The following is a 19,711-nucleotide window of genomic DNA, read 5'->3' on the forward strand; positions in this document are numbered from 1 at the left end:
ACCAACGGTTGGAAAATCGGAGCGGTATAACGGGAGACTGTTACGTACCGTTCTAACAGAATCTCAGGCTGCGATGCCTGGGTTTACTTACTAAAAGAAAAGATTTATGATTTTTATAAAGGCCATTAGTAACTAATGGCCTTTATAATTATGTTATCTTTATTTATACCTGAAAATATATAATTCTCAAGATTATGCGTTTGCGCAACGTTTCAATTCTTACTATACTCTCACTATTAGGAATAATCTCTTCTTGTAAGGAAAAAAAGGAAACTCTTTTATTTCAATTAATAGAAACCAGCGGAATTAATTTTGACAATAAAGTAACTGACGGTAAGCTTGAAAACAGCTTTCTTTTCCGGAATTTTTATAACGGTGGGGGGGTAGCAATTGGGGATTTAAACAATGATGGACTGGCTGATGTAGTACTTACCTCTAATATGGGGGAAAACAAAATCTATCTGAATAAAGGTAATTTCCAATTTGAGGATGTTACTGCTAAATCCGGCCTTCGGCAAGATAGCATGTGGAGTACAGGCGTCACCCTTGTTGACATTAATAATGATGGCTGGCTTGATATTTTTATCTGTAATTCAGGTCATATGACCAATGGTAACAGGCGGAATAAACTGTATGTCAATAACCACAATATGAGTTTTACAGAGAAGGCTCATGAATATGGTCTCGATATTAGTGGTTATACAACGCAGGTTTCTTTTTTTGATTATGACGGTGATGGCGATTTGGATTGCTTTATGATTAATAATAGTCCCATTCCTGTAAATACATTGAACAACAACAACGAGCGTGATCTTCCTGATTCTGAATGGAACGTAGCTCAATTTCTAAAAGGAGGTGGCAATCATTTATACCGGAACGATAATGGCCATTTTACAGAAGTTACTACCAAAGCAGACATTCACAGTGGTCTGATCAGTTTTGGGCTTGGTGTATCTGTGGGAGATCTCAACGGAGATGGATGGCCCGATGTTTATATTTCCAACGATTCATACGAGAGGGATTACTTATACATCAATCAAAAAAATGGAACCTTTAAAGATGAAACAGATGACTGGTTTCAACACATGAGCCTGTCATCAATGGGCGCTGATATAGCCGATATTAATAATGATGGCTATCCTGAAATTTTCACAACTGATATGCTTCCTGAAAATGACTACCGGCTGAAGACCATGGGTTCCTTTGATGATATTGAGCAGTTTAACAGTAAAATAAAAGCAGGATTTTCTTATCAGTATGTAAAAAATTGTTTACAATTAAATAACAAAGACGGGAAGTTTTTTGACATAGCGAATTATAGTGGAGTTTCAGCAACCGACTGGAGCTGGGGAGCATTATTATTTGATGCTGACAACGATGGCTACACTGATATATATGTATGCAATGGCGTAAACAGGGATGTTACCAATCTTGATTTTATGGAATTTTTTGCCAACGATGTTATTCAGAAAATGATTCTCAGTGGCAAAAAGGAAGGAGTGGATGAAATATTGAAACGAATCCCACAAAATCCATTAAAAAATTATGCCTTCAGGAATCTTGGTAATCTGAAATTTCAGGATGTGGGTGAATCCTGGGGATTTACGCAACCATCTTTTTCGAATGGCGCTGCTTATGGAGATCTCAATAATGATGGCGCAATGGATCTGGTGGTGAATAATGAAAATGGACAGGCTTTTGTTTACAAAAACAATTCAAGAACTATAAATAAAAACAATTATCTCGGTATCTTTTTGAAAGGAAACGATAAAAATACTTTTGCCGTTGGTAGTGAAATAAAATTGTATATCGGAAATCAAATTCTAAGCCGTGAGGTAATACCAAGCCGTGGATTTCAATCTTCTGTGGATTATAAGCAAATTGTTGGCTTAGGAAAATATAGTAAGATTGATTCGATGATAATATTGTGGCCAAACCGAACGTATTCCAAATATCTCAATCCACCTATTGATACCCTCCTGGTAATTCATCAACCGCCTAATGCAAAATTGTATTCCGATACGTCAAGCCTATCAATACCTTCTTTTTTAGAGCCTGTAAAAAGTACTTTTGAGAAGCACCAGGAAGATGATAATATTGATTTTTATTACGAAAAAAATATCCCCGAAATGCTTTCCAGGGAAGGCCCCAAAGCGGCTGTAGGCGATGTAAATAGTGATGGATTGGATGATGTCTACATTGGTGGTACAAAAGATCATCCTGGCCAATTATATCTTCAAACCCAATCCGGCCAATTTGTAAAAAAGAAAGAACCCATTTTTGATCAGTATGCTGATTTTGAAGATCAGGCTGTTCTATTTTTTGATGCAGATAATGATAGTGATCTTGATCTGTATGTAGGGCCCGGAGGAAATAATAATACACCTTATAGCAGGCAAATGCAAAGCCGGTTGTATAAAAATGATGGCAAAGGAAATTTTACTATTGACGTGGATGCTTTTCCTCCAAATGGTATGAATACAGGAGTGGCTATAACTTATGATTTTAATCATGATGGTTATCCCGATCTTTTTATTGGCGGTAGAAGTTATCCAAGGGATTATGGCGTTTCACCTTCCAGTTACCTTTATGTAAATGATGGCCAGGGTCATTTTAAAGATATTGCTAAAACAAAAAATCCGGATATAGCCAATATAGGAATGGTGACCGGCGCTGTATGGGCAGATGTAGTTGGTGATACTTCCAAAGAATTAATTGTAACGGGCGAATGGATGGCTCCCCGAATTTTCGCTTATAATGGGGATCATTTTATAGAAATTAAATCGAACCTGAATAAATTATTTAGTTTGTGGCAAACAATAACTGCTTTAGATGTAAACGGTGATGGTAAAATGGATCTAATTTTTGGTAACATTGGAGAAAATTTTTACCTGAAGCCCGACTCAGCTCATCCGGTAAAATTATGGATTGAAGATTTTGATCAGAGTAATTATATAAATAAAATACTTACCTACACTGTCAATAAAAAGGATAAGCCTGTTTTTCTAAAGCGTGACTTAGAGAATGACATTCCATCAATAAAAATTAAAAATTTGAGCCATGAAGATTTTGCAAAAAAATCAATAGAAGATTTGCTTCCGGCTGAAGAACTGCAAAAAGCAACAATAAAAGAATTTAATTACCCTTCTTCAATTGTGGCTATTAATCAGGGGAACGGTAATTTTAAAATCAAAAAATTACCAAAAATGACACAACTTTCTTCAATTAACTCCATCCTTCCAATGGATATTGATGGAAATGGCTTTCCGGATTTAGTACTTGGTGGAAACTTATATACGTTTCTTCCACAATTTGAAAGATTAGATGCAAGTTTTGGAGACATATTATTGAATGACGGTAAGGGAAATTTTACATGGGTTGATCAAAAAAAAACAGGGTTGAATGTAAAAGGAATGGTAAGAGATATCGTGAAAATTCCCGGTAAAAATGACCCTAAAATTTTATTTCTGATAAATGATCAATACCCGGCCTTATATGAATTAAAAAATGGCTTACAAAATAAACACTCTGGATTGACACAATGATGAAACAATGTAGTTCTTTTCTATATTTCAATTGGTGTAAATATAGGTTGTCAGTAGTTAATTTATTCTTCATCAATGTTGTGACTTTTGTTTTTGCTGTTTTTTTTTCGGGATGCAAACCAAAAGATCAATTGCCACCCGTGTTTGAACTGATGAATGATACACAAACCGGTTTACACTTTGAAAATAGACTTACCGCAACGCAAGAATTTAATATTTTTAAATACCTATATTTTTATGACGGCGCCGGAATCGGCGCAGGGGATTTTAATAATGATGGAAAGATTGATTTATTTTTTGCGTCTAATCAGGAGGCCGATAAATTATATCTCAATCAGGGAAGTTTGAAATTTAAAGATGTAACTGAGGAAGCGCACATTCCTGAAGATGGCGGCTGGTCAACTGGCGTTTCCGTTGTTGATATCAATAATGACGGCTTGCTTGACATTTACATTTGCAGGGTGGGGCATTACCAAACTTTGCAGAGTCACAACCAATTATTAATATGCCAGGGAATCAATAAAAATGGAATTCCTTATTATAAAGATGAGGCCCACCAATACGGTTTAGATTTTTCTGGTTTTAGCACACAGGCTGTTTTTTTCGATTATGATGGCGATGGATACCTTGATATGTACTTATTGAATCACACTATTCATCAGAATGGAACTTTTGGCCCGAGAAATAAATTGATACAAATTAAAAACCCATATTCCGGCGACAGGCTTTACCGAAATAATGGGAATAACACCTTCACAGATGTTACCACAAAGACAGGAATATACAGCTCCATACTGGGATATGGGCTGGGCGTTTGTGTTTCGGATATTAATCTTGATGGATGGCCGGATATATATGTGGGCAATGATTTTCATGAAGATGATTATCTCTATATTAATCAGCATAATGGAACTTTTAAGGAGGATCTGAATAATGAAATTATGCATACAAGCCGTTATACTATGGGAGTGGATGCTGCAGATCTGAATAATGACGGGTATCCCGAAATTGTCTCTATGGATATGTTGTCGGAAGATCCGCAAATAGACAAAAGAGTGCTCGGCGAAGGTGAGTATGATCTCTTTTTAAGTAAGATTGATTATGGATATAATTATCAATATTCTCGTAATAATCTTCAATTCAACCGGCGCAATGGAATGTTTAGCGAAGTGAGTTTCTATTCCGGAATTTTTTCAACTGACTGGTCGTGGGCTCCTTTATTAATGGATTTTGATAATGATGGCTTAAAAGATTTGTTTGTATCAAACGGGATAACAAAAAGATTGAATGATATTGATTATATCAATTACGTATCGGGTGATGCTTTGCAAACAAAAGTTCGGACTGACCAACTAAGCGGTAATGATATAACGCTGATCGATAAACTTCCGGAAACACAAATACTCAACCGGTTCTTTGAAAACAAAGGTAATTTGGCTTTTAAGGATATTGAAGATGAAATAAAAGGAAATGAAGCCTCTTATTCCAACGGCGCAGTATATGCGGACCTGGATAATGACGGCGATTTGGACATTGTTGTCAACAATATAGATCATCCTGCCTTCCTTTACAGGAATGCGACCAATGATAAAAGGGCCAGGCCGTATCTTGATATTAAATTAAAAGGACCAGAAAAAAATATTAATGCGATCGGAGCCAGGATACTGGTGTATGCGAATGGACAAATAAGGTCATATCAGAATTATCCGGTTCACGGTTTTATATCGAGCATGCAAATACCAATTCATATCGGGTTATATAAAGCTAAAGTGGATTCTATGTTACTCGTTTGGCCTGATAATACCTATCAACACATCCGCTATTCAAAAGTGAATGAATTGATAGAAATTGCCTATCAAAAAGATCTTCCGAAATTTGATTTTGCCAGTATCACGTCCTATTGGAAAAATTCTGCAAGGCCAATGGAAGATATTACTTCAAAATCCAACCTTTTATACAAGCATAAAGAAAATTCATTTCAGGAATTTAATCGTGAACCTCTGATACCTCACATGCTTTCAACCGAAGGGCCTGCATTGGCGGTTTGCGACATTAACCATGATGGATTAGAGGATGTTTTTATAGGGTCTTCAAAGTGGGAGAAACCGGCTGTTTTTGTACAAAACAAAGTAGGAAAATTTATTAAAACTGCCCAACCTGATTTGGATAAAGACAGTACCTATGAAGATGTAGGAGCCTGTTTCGCTGATGTCAATAATGATAGGTTTCCCGATTTAATAGTTGCAAGCGGCGGTAACGAATTTTATGGTAAGGACACTATGTTAACTCCACGGGTTTATCTTAATGATGGAAAGGGGATTTTTCATAAACTTGAGAATGCTTTTGACAATTTATTTGTAAATGCTTCCTGTGTGGAACCGTTCGATTTTAATGATGATGGTAATGTTGATTTGTTTGTTGGAGGAAGATCAGTTCCGTGGAAATATGGTGAAGTTCCAAAATCTTACTTATTGCAAAATGATGGAACGGGGAAATTTAAAGAAGTAACGGATAAATATGTAAAAGGGTTGTCTGATATTGGCTTGGTGACTTCTGCGTTGTGGTATGATATTAACAACGACGGTAATAAAGATTTAATATTAACCTTAGAATGGGGTGGCATAGTGGCATTCATTAATCATCGTGATGTATTTACTAAAAAGATTCTTTCTGATAAAAAAGGATGGTGGAATTTTGTGTTGCCGGTGGATTTGAATAATGATGGCAACATTGATTTCATAGCTGGAAATTTAGGATTAAATAGCCGTCTAAAAGCTTCCGAAAAAGAACCCGTAAGACTTTATTATAACGATTTTGACGATAATGGCAAGAAGGAACAGGTATTGACTCATTATTTTCAGGGAAAAGAAATTGAGTTTGCCAGTATTGGAGAATTGGAAAAACAGATGCCAATAATCAAAAAAAGATTTTTATATGCAAAGGATTTTGCAAAGGCCACGCTCAACGACATTTTTGTCAAAGAAAAACTAAAAAACGCAGATACTCTCACGGCAAATTACTTTTCAAATGCAGTTCTTCTGAATGATGGTAAATTAAACTTTTCAGTTCAGCATTTGCCTTGGCAGGCCCAGTTGTCCACTTATAAAACCGCTGTGGTGGTAGATGCCAATGGCGATAATTTGCCTGATATTTTAATAGCCGGAAATTATTATGAAAATAATATTCAAATGGGAAGAAATGATGCCGATTATGGAACTATACTTCTCAATAAGGGGAAGGGTAATTTTGAAGCGGAGCCACTAAATGGCTTGCAAATAAAAGGGCAGGTACGTCATATTAGCGAAATACAGATAGGCGACAAAAAAGCTTATATACTCGCAAGAAATAATGATAGCATAATGGTAATTCAATTTACGGGGCACTTAAAAAAATAAAAAAAAATTATAGAAATTTATTGGTCTACTGGGCAATGGGGTTGACTTTTGAAACTATCAAAGTAAACAGGGTGTTCGAAAATCCCGAAGATTTATACATGAAGCCTGATCCTATTCATCATCTCATGGCACAGGGACGTAGATATTTGTAATCCATTTTAAAGTATCCGGCTCCCTGCTGCGGTCGGTTACCAACGATTCAAATGGAATGGCCATAGCGGTTTGTTGATAATCGGACATGTATACATTCATTTGATGCATGGCTTTTTCTACAGTGATGTTGCCTCCATAAACTTCGGCGGTTAATACTTTCCATGGAACGAAACGCCTATAAAATATTTCTCCTTTTCCTTTAAGCCTTTTATTTACCGGTATTGCCACCATAGTTTTAAACTCTGAATTTTCTAATTTTCTTACACTAAGCATGGGGAAATTGTTCTCCTTGGCTCCTTCGCTTTTTATATATTTTTTTAGATTTCCGACTAAATTATAAATTTCAGAAGTGGTAGGATAGTCTGGCGTAATTATTTTTGTAGCAACCAGCGTGGAATCTTTTGATATTATGACGTGAAAATTAAAGCCATAAATATTTCTTTTGTCTTCCAAATACGAGACAAGCCCCGAAAGAATTTGAGTCATATTATTCCGGATGCTTTTGGCCTCCCGGTATTTCAATATTCTTGTTATGGGATTAATGCCCGCATAGAAGCTACACTTCCATTCTATAGCAACCGAATCAAAATTCAAACTGAAAATATGGATGGTGCTTTCAATGTTAGTTTTTTTATTTTTTATTTGAATTTTTATAGCATCATACAATTTCTCATCCAGATGGTAATGATATCCCTTATAGTAATACCATATCGAGTCAGCTTTGGTATTGTGGCGCAGGCTGTCTGGACCTGGCCACCATTTCCTCCAGCCATGTGAATTGTGTATCGTTCTGGAAACTCCGTTAATATTACAATTCGCCAATTCCACCGTAGCTATTTCCAGTTTTTCAGGAATAAACACATAAGAGCAAATTGATAGCAGAATAATCAGCGATAAAATAATTATCAGAATTTTTTTCATTTTTTTGGAAACGAATTATTAGCGCTACAAAGTAACAAATGGAACTTATTGAACCGATAATCTTTCAAATATAAAGGATCAATTAATATAAAATAAAGGGAAATGAACAATCGAATTCAACAATCGTTTTATAAGAAAGAATCTTACAATTTAGCGAGGATTATATTTCCAATTGTTACAATTTAGTTTACATTTAATTGCTGTTATAATTCTTTTAAATTTTCAATAGATGAAAAGATTTATTTTCTTTAGTTTCTTTGCTTTTTCTTTTTGCTATTCCTTTTCCCAAACAACCGATCCCTGGAAAATTGTTGCCAACAAAATAGACCCATCCAATTATTATGGCGAAACGGTTGCTAACGGAATGATCGGAATTGTGTCTTCCGCCGACCCTTTAAAATGTAAAACCGTTGTTTTAAATGGCGCTTATGATCAGTATGGCCGTGGAATGGTCAGCAACTTTTTGCAAAGCTTCAATCTTGTAGATATGTACCTGGATATTGATGGGCATCGTATTGGCGAAGGAGATTCGAAAAATATGAAGCAGATATTGGATATGAAACATGCGAATTTAAATACCACATTCGATTACCAGGATAAAGCTACCGTTTCCTATACTTATTATGCTTTGAGAAATTTACCTTATAATGTTTTGGTAGATGTTACTATAACTGCTAAAAAAGATATTCAAATAATTCCGGCGAGCGTGATGCAGGCACCTGATGAGTTGCGCGATGTTCAAAATTATTACAACCAGATTGACAGGCCGCATGTGGAAATAAGCTTACTTTCATCCGTTGCCAAAAGCCCGACAGGAAAATTAACTTTCGGATCATGCACTACTTTTTTATTTGACGAGCCTCATGATTCCGAACCGGAACTGATTCATGAAATGTGGGATAATAATATGCATCTTTTAAAATTTAAAAAAAATTTAAAAGCCGGCACTACTTACCATTTCGCGATTGCCGGAGCATCTATTACGACTGCGCAACATGAAGATCCTTTCAATGAATCACAACGATATGTTATCTATGCAAAATTGCAGGGCGCAAAAAAATTAATTCAGTTTCATGATGAAGCCTGGGACAAGCTTTGGAAAAGTGATATAGAAATTACCGGCGATGCAGCAAGCCAACGTGATGTTCATTCTGCGATGTATCATTTGTATTCTTTTGTACGGGGAGGAACCGCGTATAGCCCGTCGCCAATGGGTTTGAGCGGCCTTGGATACAACGGTCATGTTTTTTGGGACGCAGAACTTTGGATGTTTCCGCCGCTTTTAGTATTGCACCCCGACATGGCGAAAAGCATGATGGAATACCGTTTTGAAAGATTGAAAGAAGCAGAGCACAATGCATTTGCACATGGCTATAAAGGAGCGATGTATCCGTGGGAAAGCGCTGCCAGCGGCAATGAAGAAACACCTGTGTGGGCGTTGAGCGGCCCCTTTGAGCATCACATAACTGCCGATGTAGCCATTGCTGCGTGGAATTATTTTTGTGTTACGCAGGATACGTCCTGGCTGCGTGATAAAGGATTTCCCATGATAAAAGCCTGCGCTGATTTCTGGGCAAGCCGCGTAGAAAGAAATGGCCCGGGACATTACGATATAAATAATGTAGTGGCGGCCGATGAATGGGCCGAAAACGTAGATAACAATGCTTTTACCAATGCCGCTGCAAAAGCCAATCTGCAATATGCCGTTTGGGCTGCTGAAATATTACACGAGCCTGTTGATACCGATTGGTTAAATGTGAAAAATAATATCCCGATTATGAAGTCGGCTAACGGTGTCACATTAGAATATGCCGGTTATGATGGTATCAAAATAAAACAGGCCGATGTAAATTTATTGGCGTATCCTTTAAAAGAGATTACCGATTCTGCGCAAATAAAAAAAGACCTTGATTATTACGAAAGCAGGGTAGGAGAGGGCTCCCCGGCAATGACGCATGCTATCTTTACCATATTGCACGCACGACTCCAGGAACCTGAAAAGGCATGGAAGGCTTTTGAGGAAACTTATATCCCCAATAAACTACCACCATTTGGTGTGATGGCCGAAACTGCCGGCGGAACTAATCCATATTTTGCAACAGGAGCTGGTGGATATTTGCAAGCCGTCCTTTTTGGTTTTGGCGGCCTTGATATTACACGCAATGGCATTGTTCAGTTAAAAAGCGTTTTGCCAAAACATTGGAGATCACTTAGATTGACAGGCATCGGAAAAGATAAAAAAACTTTTGTTGTAAATGGATTGAAGTGAATTTGGAATTAAAAGGTCCACTTTATAATTTATAATAATTTGGAATAATCCTGTCACTATAATATTATAATACAAAAGAGGCGGGTAGTAAAGCAATTTTTAATGAAGATTTTTATTTTGACAAATAATCCTTATTACCGGTAGCCGGCCTATCTTTTTTGAGAAAGAAAATATTTTTTTATTTTATATTAAATCCGGAGAAAATATTATATTGCAGGAGTATTGTTTATTTATTTAACGTTTGCATTGAAGAAAATAACTGCCATATTTTTTCTCATCATATTCGCATTCAACTGGTTTGGATACCGGCTGATGTACGATTTTATGAAAACGCAGGCTAACAAACAATTGGAGGTGGCACTGGATAATAATCATTATGATGAGTCGCAATTAATTGAATTAAAAGTTCCTGTTAATCTTCCCTACCAAACAAGCTGGTCATCTTACCAGCGCTACGATGGCGAAATTGAAATCGGCGGTGTGAAATATAAATATGTAAAAAGAAAGCTGGCCAACGATACGCTTTATCTGAAATGTATTCCGAATACAAAAGAGATGAAATTGCAAACTGCAAAAAATGATTTCTTCAAACTCACTAACGATTTGGCTCAAAATCAAAATCCGAAAAAAGCAGATAATTCCTCCATTTCTGTTTTAAAATATTTATCCGTATTTGATAACTCTTCTTTTGGGATAGAAATAAATTCTCCATTAACCCCAGATCAACAATGGCTGTCTTTAAAAGCAGAAGCATTACCTTTTGTTGTTCTGCTTTCTTCCGAACGCCCGCCCGATTATAACGCCTGACAAGGCTTTACAAGCCTGCCGCACAAGACGACGATTCTTTAAAAAATTTATGGGATCTTCTTTATTGTATTGTTTTGCTTTTCTGGTAAAAAAGGTTTACCCGTTTTGAAGGCAATTTCAATGGTTTCAAAATAGCCTTTTTATAAGGCAGCAAAACGGAGTTCCATAAAGCCAAAGAATCAGGCTCGTTGATTTGTTGCGGCCTTCCTTCAGATAATTATTATTGAATCTTACTTCCGATTTCGTTTTTCTGAATCCCGAATGCATCGGGCAACAATCAAAAATTTGAAATCAATAACGGCTTATTAAAAAACATTTTTCATGAGAAGGATTTTCTCAACACTACTTAGCACTTTTTTATTATTGCTTGTTAATAACTATTTACATGCACAGGGATGTGTTGCAATACGTACTACCGGTGGCAGTCTATGCACCATGCAACATCCCGATGAAATGGCCAGTGAAACCAAACCTGATATCTGGCAATTGAATATCAGCAATCGTTATTTCAATTCGTTCAGACATTTTGTGGGTACAGTCCAGCAAAAACAAAGGCTCAAAGAGCGTAGTGAAGTGATCAATCATGTCAATACAACTGATTTTTCTGTTTCACGCGATTTGAACAGGCGCTTGTCGTTGTCGGTGGGCTTTCCGATTTTGTCCACTTCACGATCTCAACGCGCACGCTTCGGAAATGAAGAGCGGTACACTACTCATTCTTTTGGCCTCGGCGATTTGAACATCACTTTATACCGTTGGATGATGGATCCTGCTGAAGCACATAAAGGAAATATCCAATTGGGATTAGGTTTAAAGTTTCCGACGGGAGATTATAAATACCAGGATTATTTTCCGGTCAATGATTCAACAAAGGAGCTTCGTACGGTTGACCAGTCAATCCAGTTAGGAGATGGCGGCACAGGGATTATTGCTGCCGCAAATGGCTTTTATAATTTTACGCCTCTTGTGGGAATCTATGGCAATTTATATTATCTCATCAATCCGAGAGAACAAAATGGCGTGCCCACTTATCGTTCCAATCGGAATGAAGCGATCATGAGCGTGCCTGACCAATATATGGCCAGGCTGGGTTTGAATTATGGTTTTAAGGGGAGCATGAAAAATCTCTCCGTTGCATTAGGCGGTCGTCTTGAAGGAATACCAGTATATGATCTTATCGGTGGAAGCGAAGGCTTCAGGAGGCCGGGATATATTTTTGATATCGAACCCGGTGTAAACCTGGCAGTGAAAAAATCAACCTTCTTTTTGGCAGTGCCAGTTGCATTAATTCGTTGTCGTACACAAAGTGTTCCGGATAAAGAAACTACCGCGCAAACAGGTGTTTACAAGAACGGAGACGCAGCTTTTGCAGATTATCTTATAAACGTAGGGTTCACCACAAGGTTTTGACAATAAAAATTTATAATCAAGTAATACGGCTCTGTTAATCCTATCGGGAGTCTCTTTTTAAAATATTAAGTTTTGTTTTTTGATTAAGAAAATCTTTTTTAAAACAACAAACAATGAAAAAACTAAAAAATAACAAGCAGCAGATTATGAAACCCGCGGGAAAGTGCTTGCAAATTATTGGAGGATTTCGGAAAGAAATTCTAAGACAAAAATTTTCGTAAATCAAGTAATACGGCTCTGTTATTCTTATCGGGAGCCTCTTTTTTAAAGTACTAATATCAGTATTTTTTTGATTCCGGAAAAATTTTAAAACAGCAAATGATAAAAAAAATAAAAAATAAAAGCAGCAGATTATGAAACGGGAGAGAAAGCGCTTACAACGTATTGAAAAATTCAGAAAGCGATTCTGAATGGAAAATTTTCGTAAATCAAGTAATACGGCTCTGTTATTCCTATCGGGAGCCTCTTTTTTTGAATGGTTTAATATCAGATTTTTTTATAAACCGGAAAAATAAATTCCCTGTTATTATCAGGATAAAAAAAAGGAAAAATTGTTTGTTTACTGAATGGTATCTGTAAGAAAAATAATTGTTATGCCGCACATTCCAATCGACCAGTTCTACCGTCCGTGATTATGATTTGGTGTACAGAATGACTTTATATTTTATATAAAAAATGAACAAAAAATAATTAATAAGTTTTAGTAATTAAAATTAAATCATCAGGATTCTTAAAAATATGGGAGATACTAAATTAAATAACCCTGTTCAAAAAATTAATTTCAGAAGCAAGTCCGCATTTTGGGTGGGTTTTTTATCTGTTGCCGTTGGCGTGGCTTTGCAAATTCCTATGTACACTAATGCTGCCGGCATGGACTACAAGCTGGTGGGTATGCCCATGAGCACCGGCATGTATGTGGGAATGGCGCTTTCTATAATAGGGCTTGCCATTACGCTTTACAGCCTTCTGCCTGCATCAGCAATAAAAGAAAACAACGATTACCATTTTAAGGTTCGTGCACTTGACGATGCACCTATTAATAAAACACACATTGGATTGCTGTTCGTTATGGCTATCGCAATTACTATAGATGTGATGAAGCCTACAATTTTGTCTTTTGTTGTGCCTGGTATGGCAAGGGAGTACGGGCTTAAATCACCTGTAAATCCGGACGGGATTATCCCCGTGGCGTTTCTTCCTTTATGCGGAATTACAGGAACCGTGTTGGGATCTTTTTTATGGGGATGGCTGGGCGATAAAATCGGGCGCAGGTCTTCTATTCTTATGGCGGGTGTAACATTTATTGCAACAAGCCCCTGTGGCTGCATGCCCGAATTTTGGATGAATTGTGTTATGTGCCTTTTGATGGGCTATGGAGTGGGCGGCATGTTGCCTGTTCTTTTTACGCTCATGGCGGAAAGCATTCCCGCACGGCACAGGGGCTGGTTGATGGTTCTTATCGGTGGAGATATTGCAGGAGCTTACGTAATTACAAGCGCGCTGGCTTCATGGCTTGTTCCGGAATATAGCTGGAGGATTCTTTGGTTGATTGGTTTTCCAACCGGCTTCATGCTCATTCTTTTAAATCGCTGGATTCCCGAATCACCGCGTTACCTGCTTAATCACAGAAGGTTTAAAGAAGCGCAACAAGTGATGAAACGTTATGGCGCGGTTGCTATCAAAGAAAAAATCATGACAATTCATGTTGAGACCAGAATCAAGGATCAGTTTAAGCAATTGTTTCGCCCGCCTTTTTTAGGCATTACGGCCACTTTGACACTGCTTGCTCTTGGAGGAGGTTTCGTTGAATTTGGATTTGAACTTTGGATTCCTTCCAATCTGCAGCATCTTGGGTTTACAAGCGCCGATTCTTTTGCCATCCTTCGCAATGCAGCGCTTATTGGTTTTCCGCTTAATTTTCTTGTAGCGTGGATATATGGATTCTGGAGCAGCAAAAAAACAATCGTTCTTCTCACCCTGCTAACGGCTGCATCTATGGTAGGTTTTTTATTTGCAGGCAATTCAATAGTGCAACATAAAGTCTGGCTTTATGTATTGCTTGTCATTCCTATATGGGGCATTAGTTCCGTTATATCCATTCTATCGGCGTATGCTGCAGAAATTTATCCGACAAGAATACGTTCGCGCGGAAGCGGCCTGGTAGCAGGTTTCAGCAAGTTTGGGGGCGTGCTGGTCATCGCGCTTGTTGTATTTGCCATTGCGCCGCCGTCAATTGCGGCCACAGCAATTATAGGGGCTGTTCCCTTGGTGTTGGCCGCCTTGTCAATTATATTTTTTGGGGTAGAAACAAGGAAAAGGCAGTTAGAAGAAATTACAGCAGAACAACTTTCTCATATTTCAGCGTACGATGAAAGCAGTGACAACGTTGAAAACTTTTAGTTGTTCAGGTGACCTATAATTCCTGAGGTGATTTGCAGAAAATTAAAAGAAGAGCTTGAGTGTACAATTCTAAAATTATTAAACAAAAAATTATGCCCTACATACCACTTGAAGACCATCTGCCGGGCATTACCGGGTTATTGGAATATAGAAAAGACAGTGGCCAGCCCATTCGCGAGTTAACACAAGTATTGATGCGCGGGCCGTCGTCTCTAACGGAGGGCGAACGCGAACTGATTGCTTCTGTAGTTTCTAATGGCAATCAATGTACTTTCTGTTCTACTGCGCATACTGCTACGGCGGATTTATTAATTGGTGATCATGAAACTTCTCAGAAAGTAAAACAGGATATTGCTACCGCTCCTGTCAGTGAAAAAATGAAAGCGCTTCTTGAAATAGCTTCTCTGACAAGAATCAGCGGTAAAAGCGTGACTGAAGAAAGTATAGAGAAGGCCAAAGGTGCGGGCGCCACCGATATTGAAATTCATGATACCGTTTTAATCGCTGCATTATTTTGTATGTATAACCGCTACGTAGATGGAATGGCCACTTCACTTCCTAAGGAAGAGAGCTACTATGAGGTTTTGGCTGAAAGGCTTGTCAATTATGGATACATGCGATTGCCACAAGGATATGATCATCTAAAAAAAGAAAATAAAAAGTAAAAAATAAAACAATGAACAAAAGCACTATTGCTATTAAAACGGCTATTTGGATGTTTCTGCTAATCCTCTCTTTGCGATCGGTGGGGCAGGAAATAAAACTTTCAGGTAAAATTACTGACTCAGAGACCGGTAAACCTCTACCGGCGGTGAGTATCAACGTAAAGGATAAGTTAATAGGGACCATTACTGCTGAAGACGGCACATTTGACCTGACAGTAAACAAACAAAAATTGCCTTTTTATATTTTGATTACTTCTGTTAGTCATGAAAACAAAGAAATCCAAATTACAAGTAATAACCAGTCTGTCAATGTTTCACTCCTGCCCAAAACGGCCTTTCTTAATGAGGTAGTAACTGCGGCATCAAGGGTTAAAGAAAATATTCTGCGGTCGCCGGTTACTATCGAAAAGATGACGCTGAAAGATATTACTGAGAATCCCTCTTTAACTTACTACGACGGCCTTAAAAATATAAAAGGCATGGAGGTAGTCAGTAGTAGCCTTACTTATCAACAAATGAATACCCGCGGATTTAACACTACCGGAAATTCAAGATTTCTTCAAATGGTGGACGGAGTGGATAACCAAACGCCGGGCCTAAACTTTGCTGTCGGCAATTTGTTCGGGGCATCAGATATTGATGTCGAAAGTGTGGAAATCATACCTGGCGCGGCTTCTGTGTTATATGGGCCAATGGCTTTTAACGGGGCGTTGCTCATTCATACCAAAGATCCATTTCATTACCAGGGATTAACCATCCATGCCAAAACCGGGCTAAATCATGTGGGGGAAAAAGGAGTAAACCCCAAAGGGCTGGGTGATTTTGCTTTGCGCTATGCAAAGGCATTTAATGATAGATTGGCTTTTAAAATAAATGCTTCTTATCTGGCAGGCACCGATTGGTACGCCACAAATTATACGGATGTAAGTGCGCAGACCCCCGCGGCAAACCGAGGCCCTAATAATCCGGGCCGTGATGCTTTGAACATTTATGGTGATGAAGTTTCAAAAACACTGCCTGGCATTGGGCTTGTTTCGCGAACCGGCTATGAGGAAAAGGACCTTATGAATTATAATGTATATAGCCTCAAACTGAATGGTGCGCTGCATTATCGCATTGCCAATAACCTGGAATTGATTTATCAATACAATCTCGGCAAAGGAACCGCCAGCTACACCGGCAGCAGCCGTTTCGACCTAAATAACTTTGTGCTTCAAACCCACAGGATAGAATTGAAAGGATCAAATTATTTTTTGCGCAGCTATGCGGTGGCTGAAAATTCTCATGATTCATACAATACGCGTTCATTAGCTCAATTCATCAACCGTGAGTGGGTGAAAGATTTGAACGGCAATGTGGTTTCTCCGGCCCAGGCAGATGATGTTTGGTTTAACAGGTACCAGGCCGCTTTTAACGGTACTATATCGGGGGTGACTGCGAACGATAACAGCGCTGCGCGTGCATTTGCCGGCCAGGGAAGATTTGCGCCCGGTTCCAAAGATTTTAAAGCCGCCAAAGACGCTTCCATTCATAATTATGGGTTAAGTGGCGCTGGTGTTTTCAGCAATAGTAAATTTTATCATACGGAAGGGCAATACGATTTTAGCAACCAGGTAAAAGTATTTGAATTGCTTGCTGGTGGCAGCTTCCGTTATTATGATATGTTTACCAACGGAAGCTTATTTGACGACAAGGACAACAAAGTAACTATAAAAGAATATGGAGCCTTCGTGCAGGCAGCAAAAAAATTGTTTGATGACAAGCTGAAGGTAACTGCTTCCATGCGATACGACAAAGACGAAAATTTTGATGGAAGCTTTACGCCGCGCCTGTCAGCAGTTTATACCGTTGCTAATACCCATAATTTCCGTGCTTCTTATCAAACGGGATTTAGAAATCCTACGCCGGTTGATCAGTTTATTAAGTTAAACGTTGGCCCGATCACTATTTTGGGTGGAGCGCCCCGGAATAGTAAGGGCATGGGCGTATATGAGAATTCATTTACTGCAGCATCAGTTGGCGCATTCGGAGGTGCCTTTGGAGCAGCATCGGCGAATGGAACTCCTTTTCCACAGGCAGTTTCAGACAATAAAGATCTGTTGAAAAAATCAAATGTTGCCTATATTAAACCGGAAAAGGAAAAAGCATTTGAGGTTGGATATAAAGGATTATTTCAAAATAAATTTTTGGTAGATATTAACTATTACTATAGCACCTACACAGATTTTATTTTGAATACGGTGGTAATACAGCCGCAACACGATGTGTATGGCAGCGATGGAAAAATCAATTTTGACGCCGCCACCGATATTCTGGATGGAAAAGTTCATGCGTTCCAATTATATACCAATGCGCCTGATAAAGTCTCGGCACAGGGCGTATCCCTGGGGCTCACCTACATTTTTGATAAAGGCTATACACTTGGTGGAAACATGACATGGTCTTCCTTTAATCTGAAAAATGCCGATCCAAATAATGTGGCACAATTTAATACCCCGGAATATAGCACCAATGTCACTTTTGGCAATAGTGATGTACACAAAGGCTTTGGATTCAATTTGTCATGGCATTGGCAAAGCGCGTTTGACTGGTTTGGAACTTTTAACGGTATGATGCCGGGCAGGATTCATGCTTATTCCCTTGTGGATTTCCAGGTAAATAAAAAATTGCCCAAAGCGCATTCCACCATTAAACTTGGTGCAAGCAATATTTTCAATAACAAGATTTACCAGTCTTATGGATCGCCGGCAATAGGCGCTATCTATTATATATCCATAACTTTCGATGGATTATTAAAAAAATAAACGCGAATTAATTTCGAACACTTTTATCTAATTATTGAACAAGCAAAAAATGGAAGATATCGCCTTAAGAGAAAAAAAGATTTCGGCTTATCATAAGCTTTTCTTCGCCATATGCTTTGTCAGCACAGCCTTTGGTGGTGCAGTTTCTACGCTGATGTCTGTGTATTTGCCCGTAGTTACAACAGACCTTGCCGGAAATAAAAGCCCAACAGAAATGAATGAAATCAGCGCTTATATTAACGCCATTTTTATTTTCGGGTGGGCTTTCGGCGGTTTCGTATGGGGCATCATCAGCGACAGGATCGGCAGGAAAAAATCATTGCTGATGTCAATCGCTTTTTATGGGGTATTTACTGTGTTGACAGGAATGATGCCCAATTGGTGGCTTATGGTTATTTGCAGGTTTTTGAGCGGTTTTGGGGTGGGTGGTGTGTTGGTCGTTTCAATTATTTTTATGAGCGAAATCTGGCCGGCTTCCAGTAAAGCAATATATATAGGCATTTTATCTATTGCTTTCCCAATAGGGATTTTTTCGGCGGGACTTATCAATTACCTCATCGCTTATTGGCGGTTCGGATTTTTTGTTGGATTTATCCCCATTATTATTTCCTTTATTGGCTGGATGGTAATAAAAGAATCTGCAAATTGGCAAATGCATAAAGCGAAAAAAAGTGAATTGAATGCAGTTAAAATTTCCGCATTTTCGCAGGATAACCGCCGCAGCCTCGTTTTTGGCGCAGCCATATTCGGGTCGATGTTGATAGGGTTATGGGCAATTTTTTCATGGATGCCTACGTGGATTCAAAGCCTCGTGACAAATTCTGACGGTCAAAAAGAACGCGGTTTAAGCATGATGTTTATGGGAATCGGTGGTCTGCTTGGCGGCTTTTTATCAGGATGGCTGGTTAATCTTGCAGGAGTAAGAAGATCAATGCTCATCTGTTTTTCCGTTTGCGCTTTGCTGTCATTTGTCCTGTTTAAGACAAACGCAACGTTTACAAACATCATTTACATTGAGATTGCGTTACTCGCTTTATTCTTTGGTGGAAGCCAGGGCACGCTGTCGGTGTTTATACCTCACTTGTTCCCCACCGGCATCAGGGCAGCCTCTACGGGTTTTTGCTTTAATGTTGGAAGGATTGTTACTGCCACAGCCGTTTTATTTATAGGAATGCTGGTAACAACGCTTGGCGGCTATGGTAACGCGATATTTATTTTTTCACTTGTGTTTGTTATCGGGTTGCTTCTAATTGTATTTACGGATGAATCATTGTGTGATTTCTCCATTGAGACAAACGAGCCGGGTGGGGCCACACTTGTGGCAGAACTTCCTTAAAACGGA

At 38.5% G+C, this 19,711-nt stretch carries 10 protein-coding genes; 9 read left to right on the forward strand and 1 reads right to left on the reverse strand.

What is annotated here, in order from left to right; genetic code table 11:
• Window positions 1-194: 194 nt before the first annotated feature.
• Window positions 195-3,545, forward strand: coding sequence for a VCBS repeat-containing protein (locus EFY79_RS19615; RefSeq protein ID WP_123122456.1), 3,351 nt, complete (start codon window positions 195-197; stop codon window positions 3,543-3,545).
• Window positions 3,546-3,592: 47 nt separating this feature from the next.
• Window positions 3,593-6,940, forward strand: a complete 3,348-nt coding sequence (locus EFY79_RS19620) for a VCBS repeat-containing protein (RefSeq protein ID WP_233578063.1) — start codon at window positions 3,593-3,595, stop codon at window positions 6,938-6,940.
• Window positions 6,941-7,063: 123 nt separating this feature from the next.
• Here the strand turns inward: EFY79_RS19620 and EFY79_RS19625 are convergent, their stop codons facing one another.
• Window positions 7,064-8,014 carry a hypothetical protein gene (locus EFY79_RS19625; RefSeq protein WP_123122457.1) on the reverse strand — a complete coding sequence of 317 codons (951 nt, stop codon included), beginning with the start codon at window positions 8,012-8,014 and terminating at the stop codon, window positions 7,064-7,066.
• Window positions 8,015-8,243: 229 nt separating this feature from the next.
• Between EFY79_RS19625 and EFY79_RS19630 the strand changes: the two genes are divergently transcribed.
• The 7 genes from EFY79_RS19630 (at window position 8,244) to EFY79_RS19665 (ending at window position 19,705) form a co-directional block, all read left to right on the forward strand.
• The gene (locus EFY79_RS19630; protein WP_233578064.1) at window positions 8,244-10,283 is read left to right on the forward strand and encodes a glycoside hydrolase family 65 protein; all 2,040 of its coding nucleotides are present in this window, start codon (window positions 8,244-8,246) and stop codon (window positions 10,281-10,283) included.
• Between the two features lie 246 nt (window positions 10,284-10,529).
• Complete coding sequence (locus EFY79_RS19635) at window positions 10,530-11,090, forward strand: hypothetical protein (RefSeq protein WP_148041982.1); 561 nt, start codon at window positions 10,530-10,532, stop codon at window positions 11,088-11,090.
• Between the two features lie 321 nt (window positions 11,091-11,411).
• Complete coding sequence (locus EFY79_RS19640) at window positions 11,412-12,500, forward strand: hypothetical protein (RefSeq protein WP_123122459.1); 1,089 nt, start codon at window positions 11,412-11,414, stop codon at window positions 12,498-12,500.
• A gap of 738 nt (window positions 12,501-13,238) precedes the next feature.
• On the forward strand, window positions 13,239-14,900 hold the full coding sequence (locus EFY79_RS19650; RefSeq protein ID WP_123122461.1) for an MFS transporter: 1,662 nt from the start codon (window positions 13,239-13,241) through the stop codon (window positions 14,898-14,900).
• A 92-nt stretch (window positions 14,901-14,992) separates the two neighbouring features.
• Window positions 14,993-15,565 (forward strand): carboxymuconolactone decarboxylase family protein, encoded by a 573-nt coding sequence (locus EFY79_RS19655; protein WP_123122493.1) that lies wholly within the window; start codon window positions 14,993-14,995, stop codon window positions 15,563-15,565.
• An 11-nt stretch (window positions 15,566-15,576) separates the two neighbouring features.
• The gene (locus EFY79_RS19660; RefSeq protein WP_123122462.1) at window positions 15,577-18,369 is read left to right on the forward strand and encodes a TonB-dependent receptor; all 2,793 of its coding nucleotides are present in this window, start codon (window positions 15,577-15,579) and stop codon (window positions 18,367-18,369) included.
• A 49-nt stretch (window positions 18,370-18,418) separates the two neighbouring features.
• Window positions 18,419-19,705, forward strand: a complete 1,287-nt coding sequence (locus EFY79_RS19665; RefSeq protein WP_123122463.1) for an MFS transporter — start codon at window positions 18,419-18,421, stop codon at window positions 19,703-19,705.
• Window positions 19,706-19,711 lie beyond the last annotated feature (6 nt).

The organism is Hanamia caeni (assembly GCF_003721595.1).
In the GTDB taxonomy this organism is placed as follows: domain Bacteria; phylum Bacteroidota; class Bacteroidia; order Chitinophagales; family Chitinophagaceae; genus Ginsengibacter; species Ginsengibacter caeni.